The organism is Aeromonas sp. R2-2, from assembly GCF_040908355.1.
Taxonomy (GTDB): Bacteria; Pseudomonadota; Gammaproteobacteria; order Enterobacterales; family Aeromonadaceae; genus Aeromonas; species Aeromonas veronii.
This window is the reverse complement of the sequence record NZ_JBFODQ010000035.1, coordinates 13,880-26,760: the sequence shown is the minus strand read 5'-3', so window position 1 is coordinate 26,760 and position 12,881 is coordinate 13,880. Positions and strand designations below refer to the sequence as shown.

The 12,881-nt window shown below is 61.6% G+C and carries 15 protein-coding genes; 6 read left to right on the top strand and 9 right to left on the bottom strand.

What is annotated here, in order from left to right:
• Positions 1 to 38 precede the first annotated feature (38 nt).
• The gene (locus tag AB5Z09_RS06910; protein ID WP_042030406.1) at positions 39 to 1,298 is read left to right on the top strand and encodes a PTS ascorbate transporter subunit IIC; all 1,260 of its coding nucleotides are present in this window, start codon (positions 39 to 41) and stop codon (positions 1,296 to 1,298) included.
• A gap of 78 nt (positions 1,299 to 1,376) precedes the next feature.
• On the opposite strand, the gene waaA is transcribed toward AB5Z09_RS06910, so the two are convergent.
• Together waaA and waaF are read right to left on the bottom strand one after the other, a co-directional pair.
• Complete coding sequence (gene waaA / locus AB5Z09_RS06905; RefSeq protein ID WP_368194931.1) at positions 1,377 to 2,642, bottom strand: lipid IV(A) 3-deoxy-D-manno-octulosonic acid transferase; 1,266 nt, start codon at positions 2,640 to 2,642, stop codon at positions 1,377 to 1,379.
• A gap of 1 nt (position 2,643) precedes the next feature.
• A complete protein-coding gene (gene waaF / locus AB5Z09_RS06900; RefSeq protein ID WP_368194930.1) occupies positions 2,644 to 3,678 on the bottom strand; it encodes a lipopolysaccharide heptosyltransferase II in 1,035 nt (344 codons plus the stop codon).
• Positions 3,679 to 3,976: 298 nt separating this feature from the next.
• On the opposite strand from waaF, the gene AB5Z09_RS06895 reads away from it, so the two are divergent.
• Positions 3,977 to 4,753 (top strand): glycosyltransferase family 2 protein, encoded by a 777-nt coding sequence (locus AB5Z09_RS06895; protein WP_031227896.1) that lies wholly within the window; start codon positions 3,977 to 3,979, stop codon positions 4,751 to 4,753.
• A gap of 51 nt (positions 4,754 to 4,804) precedes the next feature.
• Here the strand turns inward: AB5Z09_RS06895 and AB5Z09_RS06890 are convergent, their stop codons facing one another.
• A complete protein-coding gene (locus tag AB5Z09_RS06890) occupies positions 4,805 to 5,842 on the bottom strand; it encodes a glycosyltransferase family 9 protein (protein WP_075115948.1) in 1,038 nt (345 codons plus the stop codon).
• 134 nt (positions 5,843 to 5,976) lie between these two features.
• On the opposite strand from AB5Z09_RS06890, the gene coaD reads away from it, so the two are divergent.
• A complete protein-coding gene (coaD, locus tag AB5Z09_RS06885; RefSeq protein WP_019446530.1) occupies positions 5,977 to 6,462 on the top strand; it encodes a pantetheine-phosphate adenylyltransferase in 486 nt (161 codons plus the stop codon).
• 90 nt (positions 6,463 to 6,552) lie between these two features.
• Here the strand turns inward: coaD and AB5Z09_RS06880 are convergent, their stop codons facing one another.
• From AB5Z09_RS06880 to radC, 6 genes are all read right to left on the bottom strand, one after another.
• The gene (locus AB5Z09_RS06880) at positions 6,553 to 7,488 is read right to left on the bottom strand and encodes a VirK/YbjX family protein (RefSeq protein WP_368194929.1); all 936 of its coding nucleotides are present in this window, start codon (positions 7,486 to 7,488) and stop codon (positions 6,553 to 6,555) included.
• Positions 7,489 to 7,602: 114 nt separating this feature from the next.
• Entirely contained in the window at positions 7,603 to 8,415 is an 813-nt protein-coding gene (gene mutM / locus AB5Z09_RS06875; protein WP_368194928.1) for a bifunctional DNA-formamidopyrimidine glycosylase/DNA-(apurinic or apyrimidinic site) lyase, read from the bottom strand.
• 24 nt (positions 8,416 to 8,439) lie between these two features.
• A complete protein-coding gene (locus tag AB5Z09_RS06870; RefSeq protein ID WP_139438964.1) occupies positions 8,440 to 8,895 on the bottom strand; it encodes a hypothetical protein in 456 nt (151 codons plus the stop codon).
• A gap of 93 nt (positions 8,896 to 8,988) precedes the next feature.
• Complete coding sequence (rpmG, locus tag AB5Z09_RS06865) at positions 8,989 to 9,156, bottom strand: 50S ribosomal protein L33 (protein WP_005307500.1); 168 nt, start codon at positions 9,154 to 9,156, stop codon at positions 8,989 to 8,991.
• An 11-nt stretch (positions 9,157 to 9,167) separates the two neighbouring features.
• Positions 9,168 to 9,404, bottom strand: coding sequence for a 50S ribosomal protein L28 (gene rpmB, locus AB5Z09_RS06860; RefSeq protein ID WP_005307492.1), 237 nt, complete (start codon positions 9,402 to 9,404; stop codon positions 9,168 to 9,170).
• 136 nt (positions 9,405 to 9,540) lie between these two features.
• Positions 9,541 to 10,215: a DNA repair protein RadC gene (gene radC / locus AB5Z09_RS06855; RefSeq protein ID WP_040069417.1), complete on the bottom strand. Its 675-nt coding sequence runs from the start codon at positions 10,213 to 10,215 to the stop codon at positions 9,541 to 9,543.
• Positions 10,216 to 10,362: 147 nt separating this feature from the next.
• On the opposite strand from radC, the gene coaBC reads away from it, so the two are divergent.
• The 3 genes from coaBC to slmA all read left to right on the top strand — a co-directional run bounded on the left by coaBC (position 10,363) and on the right by slmA (position 12,770).
• Positions 10,363 to 11,565 carry a bifunctional phosphopantothenoylcysteine decarboxylase/phosphopantothenate--cysteine ligase CoaBC gene (gene coaBC / locus AB5Z09_RS06850; RefSeq protein ID WP_005357385.1) on the top strand — a complete coding sequence of 401 codons (1,203 nt, stop codon included), beginning with the start codon at positions 10,363 to 10,365 and terminating at the stop codon, positions 11,563 to 11,565.
• An 80-nt stretch (positions 11,566 to 11,645) separates the two neighbouring features.
• Entirely contained in the window at positions 11,646 to 12,104 is a 459-nt protein-coding gene (dut, locus tag AB5Z09_RS06845; protein ID WP_005339498.1) for a dUTP diphosphatase, read from the top strand.
• A 69-nt stretch (positions 12,105 to 12,173) separates the two neighbouring features.
• Positions 12,174 to 12,770 carry a nucleoid occlusion factor SlmA gene (gene slmA / locus AB5Z09_RS06840; protein ID WP_005339495.1) on the top strand — a complete coding sequence of 199 codons (597 nt, stop codon included), beginning with the start codon at positions 12,174 to 12,176 and terminating at the stop codon, positions 12,768 to 12,770.
• Positions 12,771 to 12,881: the final 111 nt, after the last annotated feature.

The window sequence follows — 12,881 nt, the reverse complement described above, 5'->3', positions numbered from 1 at the left end:
GGCCTGCGGGCCGCATCTTCCGTTGCCAGGAGCTGACCATGGAATTTTTCAACTTTCTGATGTTTGACGTGCTGTCCGAGCCCGCCGTGCTGGTCGGCCTGATCGCACTTATCGGCCTGATTGCCCAGAAGAAACCGGTGACCGAGTGCATCAAGGGCACGGTCAAGACCATCATGGGTTTCGTCATTCTGGGGGCCGGTGCCACTCTGGTGATCAACTCGCTGGGTGACTTTGCCGTCATCTTCCAGCACGCCTTCGGCATCAAGGGGGTCGTCCCCAACAACGAAGCCATCGTCTCCATCGCCCAGACCTCGTTTGGCAAGGAGATGGCGATGATCATGTTCTTCGCCATGCTGGTGAACATCCTGATCGCCCGTCTGACCCCGTGGAAATTCATCTTCCTGACCGGTCACCACACCCTGTTCATGTCGATGATGGTGGCGGTGATCCTCTCTGCCGGCGGCATGAGCGGCGTGCCGCTGATCGCGGTGGGCAGTCTGGTGGTAGGCGTCGCCATGGTCTTCTTCCCGGCCATCGCCCACCCCTTCATGAAGCAGATCACCGGCTCCGATGACGTGGCGCTGGGCCACTTCTCCACCTGCTCCTACGTGCTCTCCGCCCTGATCGGCGCCAAGTTCGGCAACAAGGCCCACAGCTGCGAAGATGTACAGGTACCCAAGAGCCTGCTGTTCCTGCGTGATACCCCGGTGGCCATCTCCTTCACCATGGGCATCATCTTCCTGGTGACCTCCGCCTTCGCCGGCCCCGAGTTTGTCTCCAGCGTCGCCAAGGGCAAGCACTGGTTCATGTTCTCCCTGATGCAGTCCATCACCTTCGCCGCCGGTGTCTACGTCATCCTGCAGGGTGTGCGGATGGTCATCGCCGAGATCGTTCCGGCCTTCAAGGGGATCTCCGACAAGCTGGTGCCGAACGCCAAGCCGGCTCTCGACTGCCCTATCGTCTTCCCCTACGCCCCCAACGCCGTGCTGATCGGCTTCCTGTCGAGCTTTGCCGCCGGTCTGGTGGGGATGGCGCTGCTCTACGCCATGGGTCTGACCGTCATCATCCCGGGCGTAGTACCACACTTCTTCGTCGGCGCTGCTGCCGGGGTGTTCGGCAACGCCACCGGTGGTCGTCGCGGCGCCATTCTGGGTGCCTTCGCCAACGGCCTGCTGCTGCTCACCATCCTGCCGGTGTTCCTGCTGCCGGTGCTGGGCGACCTCGGCTTTGCCAACACCACCTTCAGCGACTCCGACTTCGGTGTGGTCGGCATCCTGCTGGGGCTGATCGTTCGCTAATTCCGGTCACCGCCAAAAACAAAACGGAGCGCATCGCGCTCCGTTTTTTTATGGCTGAGATGTATGAAAGGCTGAAACTCAGTCGTTCTCCAGCGCAGTGAGGCAGTGCGAGAGAGTACGTGCCAGCGCACCCTGATTGCGCAGCACCACGGCGCGGGCCTGCTCGCCCATCTCGCGGCGGGCGTTGCCGTCGGCAAACAGCTGGCTCACCCGCTCGCCCAGCTCGGCGGCGTCGGCCACAACGGCGGCGCCCCCCTGAGCCACCAGCTGGCGGGTGATGTCGCTGAAGTTGAAGTAGGCGGGACCGGTCAGGCAGGGCTTGCCGAGGGCTGCCGGCTCCAGCAGGTTGTGACCGCCAATCTTCACCAGACTGCCGCCGACGAAGGCCACATCAGCCGCCGCCAGCATCAGCGGCAGCTCGCCCATGGTATCGCCGAGATAGACCTTATCCTCCGCACTCACCGCAGCACCATCAGTGCGCCGCACGCAGCCATAAGGGGCGCACAGCTCGGCCACCCGATCGAACCGCTCGGGGTGGCGCGGCACCAGAATGAGCAGCGCAGCGGGATGGCGTTTGAGCAGCAGATCGAAGGCGGCCAGCACCTGCTCGTCCTCACCCAGATGGGTGCTGGCGGCGATCCAGACCGGCCGATCCGCCCCCAGCTGCTGGCGCAGGGCACGACCTTTGGCCTGCACCTCGTCACCAAACTGGATATCGAACTTGATGGAGCCGGTCACCGCCAGCCGCGAACGCTCGATGCCGAGGCGGACGAAGCGGTCGGCGTCATCCTGATGCTGGCAGAGCAGATGGGTCAGCGGCCGGCTCAGGGCATCGAAGGCGCCGTGGAAGCGGGCATAACGCTGGCAGGAACGCTCGGAAAGACGGGCGTTGATGATGGTCACCGGCAGGTGGCGCGCCTCACAGGCGGCCAGCCAATTCGGCCACAGCTCGGTCTCCATCACCCAGAGCGCGCGCGGCTTGAAGGTGTCGAGAAAGGCGGCAATGGCCCAGGGGTAGTCGAGCGGCGCGTAGCGATGGATCACCAGATCCCCCAGCCTGGCAGCCTGATCGGCGCCGGTGCGGGTGGTGGTGGTGAGCAGGATCGGCAGATCGGGTCGCTCCGCCTTGAGGGCACGAATGAGCGGCGTGATGGCCAGCGTCTCCCCCACGCTCACCGCATGGATCCAGAGCGGCGCCTCCTGTCCGGTGGCGGGCAGCCGCCCGAGATGCTCGGCCCAGCGCTTGCCAAAACCGGGCTTGCCTTTCTTCGACTTGTAGAGGGCCAGCAGCGCCAGCGGCAATCCCAGATGGATCAGCAGGTTGTAGAGCAGACGGTAGGGCATCTTACTGACTCTGCTCCAGCTTCTTGCAGGCATCGACCACCTGCTCCGGCGCCAGGTCGATCAGGCACTTGAGATGTCCGAACTTGCAGGTGCGCTTGAAGCAGGGGCGGCACTCGATGTCGGTGTGAACGATCTCGACCCGATCCGCCAGCGGCGGGGTGTAGAGCGGCGAGGTGGAGCCATAGACGCCCACCAGCGGCCGGTTAAGGGCGGCGGCGATGTGCATCAGGCCGGAGTCGTTGGAGATGACCCGGCTGGCCAGCGCCATCAGATCGATCGCCTCGTGCAGGCTGGTCTTGCCCGCCAGCACGTGGCAGTTGGGGCGAGTCAGCAGGTTGACCCGATCCCGGATGGTGTTGGCTACCGGTACATCCTTGTTGGAACCGAAGATCCACACCTGCCACCCCTCGTCCAGATGCTGCTGGGCCACCACGGCGTAGTGCCCCTCCGGCCAGCGCTTGGCCGGGCCAAACTCGGCACCGGGGCAGAGCACCAGCACCGGGCGGGCGCGATCCAGCCCCAGTCGCTCCAGCGCCTTGCTCTGGTTGACCAGATCGACGTGCAGAGAGGGATGGGGAATGGTCGGAATATCGGCCCGGCTCTTCATCTGCGCCTTGGGATAAGCGAGCGCCAGATAGCCCTCCACCATCAGCGGGAAGGCGGACTTGTTGCTGCGCATATCGTTGAGCAGGCCGAAGCGGTGCTCCCCTTTCCAGCCGGTACGCACCGGAATGCGGGCAAACCAGGGGATCAGCGCCGATTTCATGGAGTTGGGCTGGACGATGGCCTGATCGTACTTCTCGGCTGCCAGCAGCTTGCCGAGGCGGCGGCGCGCCACCAGCTTGAAGTCACCGTGGCCAAGGGGCATGGTGATCGCCTTGTCCACCTCCGGCATCCGCTCCAGCAGGGCGCAGCACCAGGCGGGGGCCATCACGTGCAGCTCGCACTCCGGATGGTTGGCCTTGATCGCCTTGTAGAGACTCTGGGACATCACCATGTCGCCGACCCAGGAGGGGCCGATCACCAATATTTTCATTACGCGTCTTCTCTCGGGTCTGGCCCGGCGGTTAATCATCACTGGGCGAGATTATGCCCCAAGAATGGTCGGATAAATAACAGAAGATCCTTGGTAGTCGCCTCTGCTTTGCCTCGGCCGGGCGAGATTACGCGCCACAAGCAGCGACCGGATAAATAACAGAAGCTCCTTGGTAATCGCCTCTGCTTTGCCTCGGCCAGCCACCACCCAAGCCATGCCCCGGCCACGCTTTTAGGCTAGAATGGGCGCCAATTCGAGCATGTCCCGCCAGACGGGCAACAACCGAGAGCCCCATTTCGTGAAAAAACCGACTCTGGCTGCCGTTCTGATCGTCAAGAATGAAGCCGACAACCTGCGCAAGTGCCTCGCCTCCCTCGACGGACTGGTGGACGAGATCGTCATTCTGGACTCGGGCAGTCAGGACGAGACCCCGGCCATCGCCGCCGAATTTGGGGCCCGTTTCTTCGTCAACGCCAAGTGGCCCGGCTTTGGCAAACAGCGCCGACTGGCCCAGTCCCATGTGCAATCCGACTGGGTGCTGTGGCTGGATGCCGACGAGCGGCTCACCCCCGAGCTGAAAACCGCCATTGCCAACGTGATGGCCAATCCGGCCAGCGACACCATCTACTCGCTGCCGCGCCTCTCCTGGGTCTTTGGCCGCTTTATCCGCCACAGTGGCTGGTATCCGGATCGGGTGCTGCGCCTCTATCCCAAGGCACTCACCAGCTACAACGAGGCGCTGGTGCACGAGAAGGTGGAGGTGCGCGCCAACATGAAGATCGTCAACCTTTACGGCGACCTGCACCACTTCACCTATCGGGATCTGGAGCACTATCTGGTCAAATCGGCCGGTTATGCCCGCGCTTGGGCCGATCAGCGCACCGCTCGCGGCAAGAAGGGCTCCCTCAGTCAGGGGCTGATGCATGCCGTCGGCTGCTTCATCAAGATGTACCTGCTCAAGGCAGGCTTCCTCGATGGCAAGCAGGGGTTGCTGCTGGCGATCCTCTCCGCCCACTCCACCTTCGTCAAATACGCCGACCTCTGGGTGCGCCAGCAACCGCAGCAGCCGGAATAACCGTCATACGAAACAGGGCCCCGCGGGGCCCTGTTTGCATTGCTGCATACGTTACTTGCGCCAGAAGGGCGCCGCCCAGCGGGCCATCACCGGCACCATGGTCTTGGGATCTAGCTGGCTCATATCCTCAGGATGGTCGCTATCCTCCGGCGGGCTGAAGGCAAGGTGGCGCCCTTCGCTGTTGAGGGGCTTCCAGCGCAGCGGAGTGGCGGAGCGGCGCATCGGGAAGAAACCGATGGTCGGCACATCGAGCGCGCCGGCGATATGGAGCGGGCCAGTACTGCCTGCAACGAACAGGGCTGCGTTGGCCAGCACCTGACAGAACATCGGCAGACCATCGCTGGAGCGGTAGATCCAGCCGTTGCCGCCGTGGGCCAGCAGCTCGGCCGCCAGCTGTTCGGCCATCTTCTCCTCGCCCGGGCCTGCGGTCAGCACACACTGCAGCTCGGGGCAGGCCTGATTGAGCTTGATGATGATACGGGCATACTGCTCGATGGAGAGGTTGTTGGCCGAACCGCCGCTACCGGCATGCACCATCAACCAGGGGCGGCTGGCATCGAGCTTGAGCTTGAGTGCCAGCTGTTCGCGCACCTGCCGCAGAGTCTCCTCATCGAACTGCAGGAAGGGGGTCTTGGGCTCCACCACGGCCACCTGCTGATCGGCCAGGAAGCGGCGGATCAGCTCCAGGTTGTACTCGGACTCCGGCTTTTGGGAGCGGGAGCGGCGCTGTACCAGTCGCTGGTTGTAGAGCACCTGCGCCAGCTTGGTCGCCGGTGCCAGCCGGTAAGGGATGTGCGCCTTCCACACCAGCATGGCGTTGCGGGAGTTGGAGAAGAGGCAGATGGACGCGTCGAACGCCGCCGCCTTGATCCGCGCCAGCAGCGCTCGCTGTTGCTCCTTGTCGGCCCGCACGCCCGGATCGATGATCACCTCGTCAATCCAGGGGCAGAGCCGGGCCAGCGGCGCCGTGTAGGCCGGAACCAGGGCAGTCACATGACACTCCATGGAGCCTTTGAGCATGGCGAAGCTAGGCCACGCCAGCATGAAGTCACCAATCTTGTCATTGCGAACGACCAGAATACGTTTCATAAAAAATCCCTTTGCTCCCTGTCACCAATGCAAGGAGGCTTGATGCGCGATGGCGTATTCTTGCCTGATGCACTGCTATTCTCAAGCGACGACCTTATAATGCGACCAAATTTCCAGGTTGCAGGACCACAAAGATGACTACCAGGGTGATCTATCCCGGGACGTTTGATCCCGTTACCAATGGCCACGCCGATCTCATCGGCCGCGCCGCCAAGCTGTTTGACGAGGTGGTGGTCGGTGTCGCCAACAGCCCGAGCAAGCGACCTCTGTTCGATCTGGCAGAACGTGTCCAGCTTGTCCAGCAAGTGACCAGCCAGCTTCCCAACGTCAAGGTGGTGGGCTTCTCCGGCCTGCTGGTCGATTTCGCCAAAGAGCATCAGGCCAACGTGCTGATCCGCGGCCTGCGCGCCGTCTCCGACTTCGAGTACGAGTTCCAGCTGGCCAATATGAACCGCCGCCTGATGCCGGAGCTGGAAAGCGTCTTCCTCACCCCGGCGGAGGAGAACTCCTTTATCTCCTCCACTCTGGTGAAAGAGGTGGCGCTGCACGGTGGCGACATCCGCCAGTTTGTCGATCCCGTGGTGGCCCAGGCCATCGCAGCCAAACAGCAACAGCGCTAATTCCTCCCCTGATGGCAGAAACAACAAGGGCTACCCGCGGGTAGCCCTTGTTGTTTCTCTCTCGCATGGAGAGGCCAGCCTGCTTGCCGGTTACTGACGGGCAAACCGCTCATTCATCTCCTGCACCAGCAGATCGAGCCACTCGTAGCGGCGCCGATACATGGCCCGCTTCTTGGCGGCGATCTCCTCCAGCGGCTTGCGCGGCTGGGCTTGCAGGGCGACGAAGTTGGCATCCACATCCCGGGCGTCGAACTCCTGCCACAGCTCGTCATAATCGGCCTGCAAATTGGCTTTCTGCTTGCTGCTGTAGCGCTTGGCCTGAAACACGTGGGCCCGCTTGCGCACCGCCAGCACCTCCGCCGCCGCCATGCTCTGCGCCAGTTGCAGCACCAGCTGCACCAGCAGAGATTTGGGCCGCAGGCCGTGTCCCTCTTTGGTCAGCTCGCGCACCCGATCCTGAGCATTGTCGACCGCAGGCTCCGGCCCCTGCATGGAACCGATCATCAGAATCAAACGATCCACGCTGCCCGCCAGCGAAAAGGCGCAGCTGTAGAGGCGCTGCCCCTCCCCGTTGACGATGGAGAGCGCCAGCTCGGCCTCGCGGCGGAAGGTGCCATCGTGGCGCAGCAGAATGCGGCAGCCGCTCTGGGGATAGTGTCCCAGCGCGATCCCCTCGCCCAGATAGAGGGGGTCTATCAGCTGCGGGTAGCACTCCAGCAGCAACCGATAGTGATTTTCCAGCATCTCGGCCCGCTCACGGGCGCTGGCACAGGCGAAGCGATAGGGTCGCATCGGCTTGTCGAGCAGCTCGGGATAGACCGCTGGCAGTGCCTTGAGCGAGTCGCACTGAAACAGGCTGAAGACCCGGCTCAGCGACTTGCGATAGAGCAGGCTGCGCAGCACGAACTTGCCACGATTGAAGGTTTTCCGGTCACATCCCTCAGGGTAGAGGAAGCGGGCCATGGATTTTGCGCAATAGCGCTCCTGCCGGGATAAATATTCCCAGTCTATTGATTTAACTGTCATTTTTATATTCTCAAACCGCCTGAACGGTCGGGATACTAGTGACAGCTGTGCAAATCTTCAACAGAGTGGAAATACGCTGTTACAACTTCCCCCGGATCGGGGCAAAAAGTGCGCTCAGTGCTGGCAATGACTGCAAAAAACCGTGGTGCGCTGGCCCATTCTTGTCTCGGTCAGCAGGGTATGACAGTGGAAACAGGGCTGACCGCCACGGCCATAAACCTGCAACTGCTGCACGAAATAGCCCGGCTTGCCATCGGCACTGGTGAAATCCTTGAGAGTGGTGCCGCCCTGGCGAATCGCCTCGGCCAACACCCGCTTGATCTCGGCCACCAGGGTTCCCAGCCGCTCGGCACTGATATTGCCCGCCGCCCGTTTGGGGTGAATGCCGGCAGCATAGAGCGCCTCGTTGGCGTAGATGTTGCCCACCCCGACCACCACCTGATTGTCCATCAGGAACTGTTTGATGGCGGTGCTGCGCCCCTTGGCGCGCTCACGCAGGTAATCAGCACTGAAGGCATCGGTGAGCGGCTCTGGCCCCAGCTTGGCGAGCAGCGCGTGGGCTTCGGCCGGTTCCCGGGTCCACAACAGGGCGCCGAAGCGGCGCGGATCGTTGAGCCGCAGCAGCTTGCCATTCTCCAGCTCGATATCCACGTGGTCGTGCTTCTCGGCCGGAGTGCCGATATCCAGTACGCGCAGGCTGCCGGACATCCCCAGATGAAGGATGGCGGTGCCGAAATCGGTCTCCAGCAGCAGGTATTTGGCACGGCGACGCACCCGATGGATGGTGAGGTCCACCAGCTCCTGAATCTCACCGGGGATCGGCCAGCGCAGGCGGCCATCCCGCACCACTACACGCGTCACCTTGATACCGGTGAGCCAAGGGGAGATCCCCTGGCGACTGACTTCAACTTCTGGCAATTCGGGCATGGGCACCTCGCAAGGAAAAGAAACTCAGGGAGCAGGACGCAGCAGATCGCGATACTGCTCGGCAGTGAGGGCGAGCCAGAGACCGGAGGGCAGCTGAGCGCCATATTGGCCGCTGTTCTGATAGAGGCCGATCTCGACCGGATCGCTCTGGCCGGCAATCCACACCTTGATGGTCACCGGGGTACCGCGCACCACCTCGCCGGGGGGCAGCAACCAGCTCTGCCAGCGCGCCAGACGGGCATCCAGCTGAGCAGTGTCGAGCCCCAGATCCGGCATGCTGCGCCAGCCCTGACCGATCCGCTCAATCTGCCAGCTCGGCCCCTGCCAGGTGAGCACCACGGACGCATCCGGCAACAAGGGGCGAGCCCGCTTGGCGCTGTTCTCCTGCTGGGCAGTCTCCATACGATGCAACAGGGTGATCACGATCAGCACCACCACAATGATCACGTTATTCCAGCCTTTGCGGCTCAATTTGAACATGGCAAGCCTCCCTTTGAACCGGCAGTGTACTGAATTCGGCGCATAAAAAAACCCGGCACGAAGCCGGGTTTTTGGGAATGCAGCATCAAGTAATTACTTGATTTTGCCTTCCTTGTAGATCACATGCTGACGAACAACGGGATCAAACTTTTTGATCTCCATTTTTTCGGGCATGGTGCGCTTGTTTTTGGTAGTGGTATAGAAGTGACCAGTACCGGCGCTGGAGTTCAGGCGAATTTTCTCGCGAATACCTTTAGCCATGATCTAATTCCTTATACCTTAACACCGCTGGCGCGCAGTTCAGCCAGAACCACTTCAACGCCACGCTTGTCGATGATACGCATGCCTTTTGCGGATACGCGCAGGCTTACGAAGCGTTTTTCACTCTCAACCCAGAAACGGTGAGTGTGCAGGTTCGGCAGGAAACGACGCTTGGTGGCGTTGTTAGCGTGCGAACGGTTGTTACCAACTGCCGGGCGCTTGCCGGTTACTTGGCATACTCTAGACATGTCAGTCTCTCCAAATCTTACTTCATTGCTCGAGCAAATATCTGCCCCGCTGGCCTTCGATTGCGGGGCAAACAGAAGGCGGCATTTTATACAGCATCCGTGATCAAAGATCAACTAATACGGTGCCAGAGCACAGTTATAGCCAACCGCGCTCGGCAAAAGAAACCGTGATGCCATCACCGATCACCAAGTGATCCAGCACTCTGATATCGATCAGGGCCAAAGCGGCCGTGATCCGATCCGTGATCTGGCGGTCGGCCCTGCTGGGCTCGGCGACGCCGGACGGGTGATTATGCGCCAGAATCACCGCGGCTGCATTATGTTTGAGCGCGATCTGCACGATTTCTCTTGGCCAGACGCTCGCCGAGTCGATGGTGCCGAAAAAAAGCTCAACAAATTGAATGACTCTGTGCTGATTGTCGAGCAACAGCAGGGCAAACACCTCACGCGGCCGATCCCGCAGCTGGGCCTGCAGATAGTCGCGGGTCAGCTGGGGCGAGGTGAGGGCATCACCCCGTTGCAGCTGCTCGGCCAGATGGCGTCTGGCCATCTCCAGCACCGCCTGCAACTGGGCATATTTGGCCGGGCCAAGGCCGTGCGCCTCGCAGAATGCCCGTTGATCCGCCCCCAGCAAACTGCGTAAAGAGCCGAATTGATTCAATAGATTACGTGAAAGATCCACTGCACTCAGGCCATTGACGCCGGTGCGCAGAAAGATGGCGAGCAGCTCGGCATCGGAGAGCGCCATGGGCCCCTGACGCAGCAACTTCTCTCTGGGGCGTTCATCTTCCGGCCACTCTTTGATGCTCATTTGTCTCTCCCTCATCCCTGTTGAGGAAAAACATAGCAAAAAATTGCGCGCGCCCGACCACACCCCTTGATGCCAACCCCTGTCGTCATCCATTGCCTGTGGTATCTTAGCCGACCAGTCAGAATGAGCCGGATAGAGAAACAGCAGATGAGATTGGCCGATAAACGCATCCTGTTGGGTGTCAGTGGCGGGATCGCCGCCTACAAGAGTGCCGAGCTGGTACGCCGCCTGAAAGATCAGGGCGCCGAAGTGCGGGTGGTAATGACCCGCTCAGCCAAGGAGTTCATCACCCCGCTGACCCTGCAGGCGGTCTCCGGTCATCCGGTGGCCTACAGCCTGCTGGATCCCTCTGCCGAGGCAGGCATGGGTCATATCGAGCTGGCCAAGTGGGCCGATCTGGTACTGATTGCCCCCGCCAGCGCCAACCTGATGGCGCGGATGGCTGCTGGCATGGCCGACGAACTGCTGACCACCCTCTGTCTGGCCACTCCGGCGCCCATCGCGCTGGCACCTGCCATGAACCAGCAGATGTATCTCAACGCCGCCACCCAGGCCAACCTCAAGACCCTGGCCAGCCGCGGCATTCTGCTGTGGGGGCCGGATGCCGGCAGCCAGGCTTGTGGCGATGTGGGCCCTGGGCGGATGCTGGATCCCCTCGAACTGGTGGATCGCTGCTGTCAGCAGCTGGCCGCCGAGCCCTTGCTGGCAGGCGTCAAGCTGTTGCTCACCGCAGGGCCAACCCGCGAGGCGCTGGATCCGGTGCGCTACATCAGCAACCACAGCTCCGGCAAGATGGGCTACGCCATCGCCCGAGCTGCCCGTGAAGCGGGCGCCGAAGTGACGCTGGTGAGCGGTCCGGTGACGCTAGCTACGCCTGCTGGCGTGACCCGTGTCGATGTGGAGAGCGCGGAGCAGATGCATCAGGCGGTGATGAGCCGGGTCGGCGAGTGCGACCTCTTCATCGGCTGCGCGGCGGTGGCCGACTATCGCCCCGAGCAGGTCGCCAGCCAGAAGATCAAGAAAACCGGCGACAACGACCAGATGGTGGTGAAGCTGGTGAAAAACCCCGACATCATCGCGGCCGTCGGCGCCCTTTCAGACAAACCCTTCACCGTCGGATTTGCCGCCGAAACCGTGGATGTGGAACAATACGCCCTCGACAAGTTGCAGCGTAAGCGGCTGGACATGATCGCCGCCAACGATGTGTCCCGCGAGGGGCAAGGCTTCAACGCCGATGACAACGCCCTGACCGTGTTCTGGCAAGGGGGCCAGGCCCCGCTGCCGCTGGCCGACAAGCTGACGCTGGCCCGTCACCTGATCGCCCTGATTGCACGCCACTACCGGCACTGAGCGTCCCGAAAGAACAAGACTCACGGCGCCCCGCCTGCCAAGAGGGACGCCAATACAAGATCCAACTGAAAAAGCGATTCATGACTACACAAATTGAACTGAAGATTCTGGATGCCCGTATCGGTACCGAGTACCCACTGCCCGCCTACGCCACTCCCGGCTCTGCCGGCATGGATCTGCGCGCACTGCTGGATGCGCCGCTGACTCTGGCTCCGGGTGATACCACCCTGGTGCCGACCGGTCTGGCCATTCACATCCAGGATCCGGGTCTGTGTGCCACCATCCTGCCCCGCTCCGGCCTCGGCCATAAGCACGGCATCGTGCTGGGCAACCTGGTCGGTCTGATCGATTCCGATTATCAGGGTCAGCTGATGGTTTCGGTCTGGAACCGCGGCAAGGATGAGTTCACCATGCAACCCGGCGAGCGCATCGCCCAGCTGGTGATCATGCCGGTAGTTCAGGCCAGCTTCCAACTGGTCGATGAGTTCAATCAGAGCGAACGGGGTGAAGGCGGTTTTGGTTCTTCTGGTCGCCAATAACAGACCACACCAGCCCGATGGGCGGTGCCTAATAACAGAATCAAGCCATTGTTTTTTTTAGGGGAATCCATGGCAAGCAGTAATCAGAAACAGAGTCGGCGCGATCAGATCCTGCAGGCGCTCGCCCATATGCTGGAAACCAGTCCGGGTCAGCGTATCACCACGGCCCGTCTGGCGGCCGAGGTCGGCGTCTCTGAAGCAGCCCTCTATCGACATTTTCCCAGCAAGGCGCGGATGTTCGAGGGGCTGATCGACTTTATCGAGGATTCCCTGCTGTCACGGGTCAATCTGATCATGGCGGAAGAGAAGGACACCATGGCGCGCTGTCACCATATCCTGCAGCTGCTGCTGGTGTTCGCCGAGCGCAATCCCGGCATCACCCGTATCCTCAACGGCGACGCCCTGCTGGGTGAGCACGATCGGCTGCGGGATCGCATCAGCATCCTGTTTGACAAGCTGGAGACCCAGATCAAGCAGGTGCTGCGCGAGAAGCGGCTGCGCGAGGGGCAAGGCTTCCAGCTCGACGAGACCATGCTGGCCAATCTGCTGCTGGCCTACACCGAAGGCCGCATCAGCCAGTTCGTGCGCTCCGAGTTCAAGCTCAAGCCGACCGCCGGTTTTGAAGATCAGTGGCAATTTATCCGCAGCCAGCTGCTGCAGAGCTGATGGTTTTTTCGCATCATTCAGCAAAAAGAAGGGAGGCTTTGGCCTCCCTTCTTTTTTGTGTCAGGTTTTTATGGCAGAAAAGAAGTACCAGATGCGACCCGTACTGTCGCG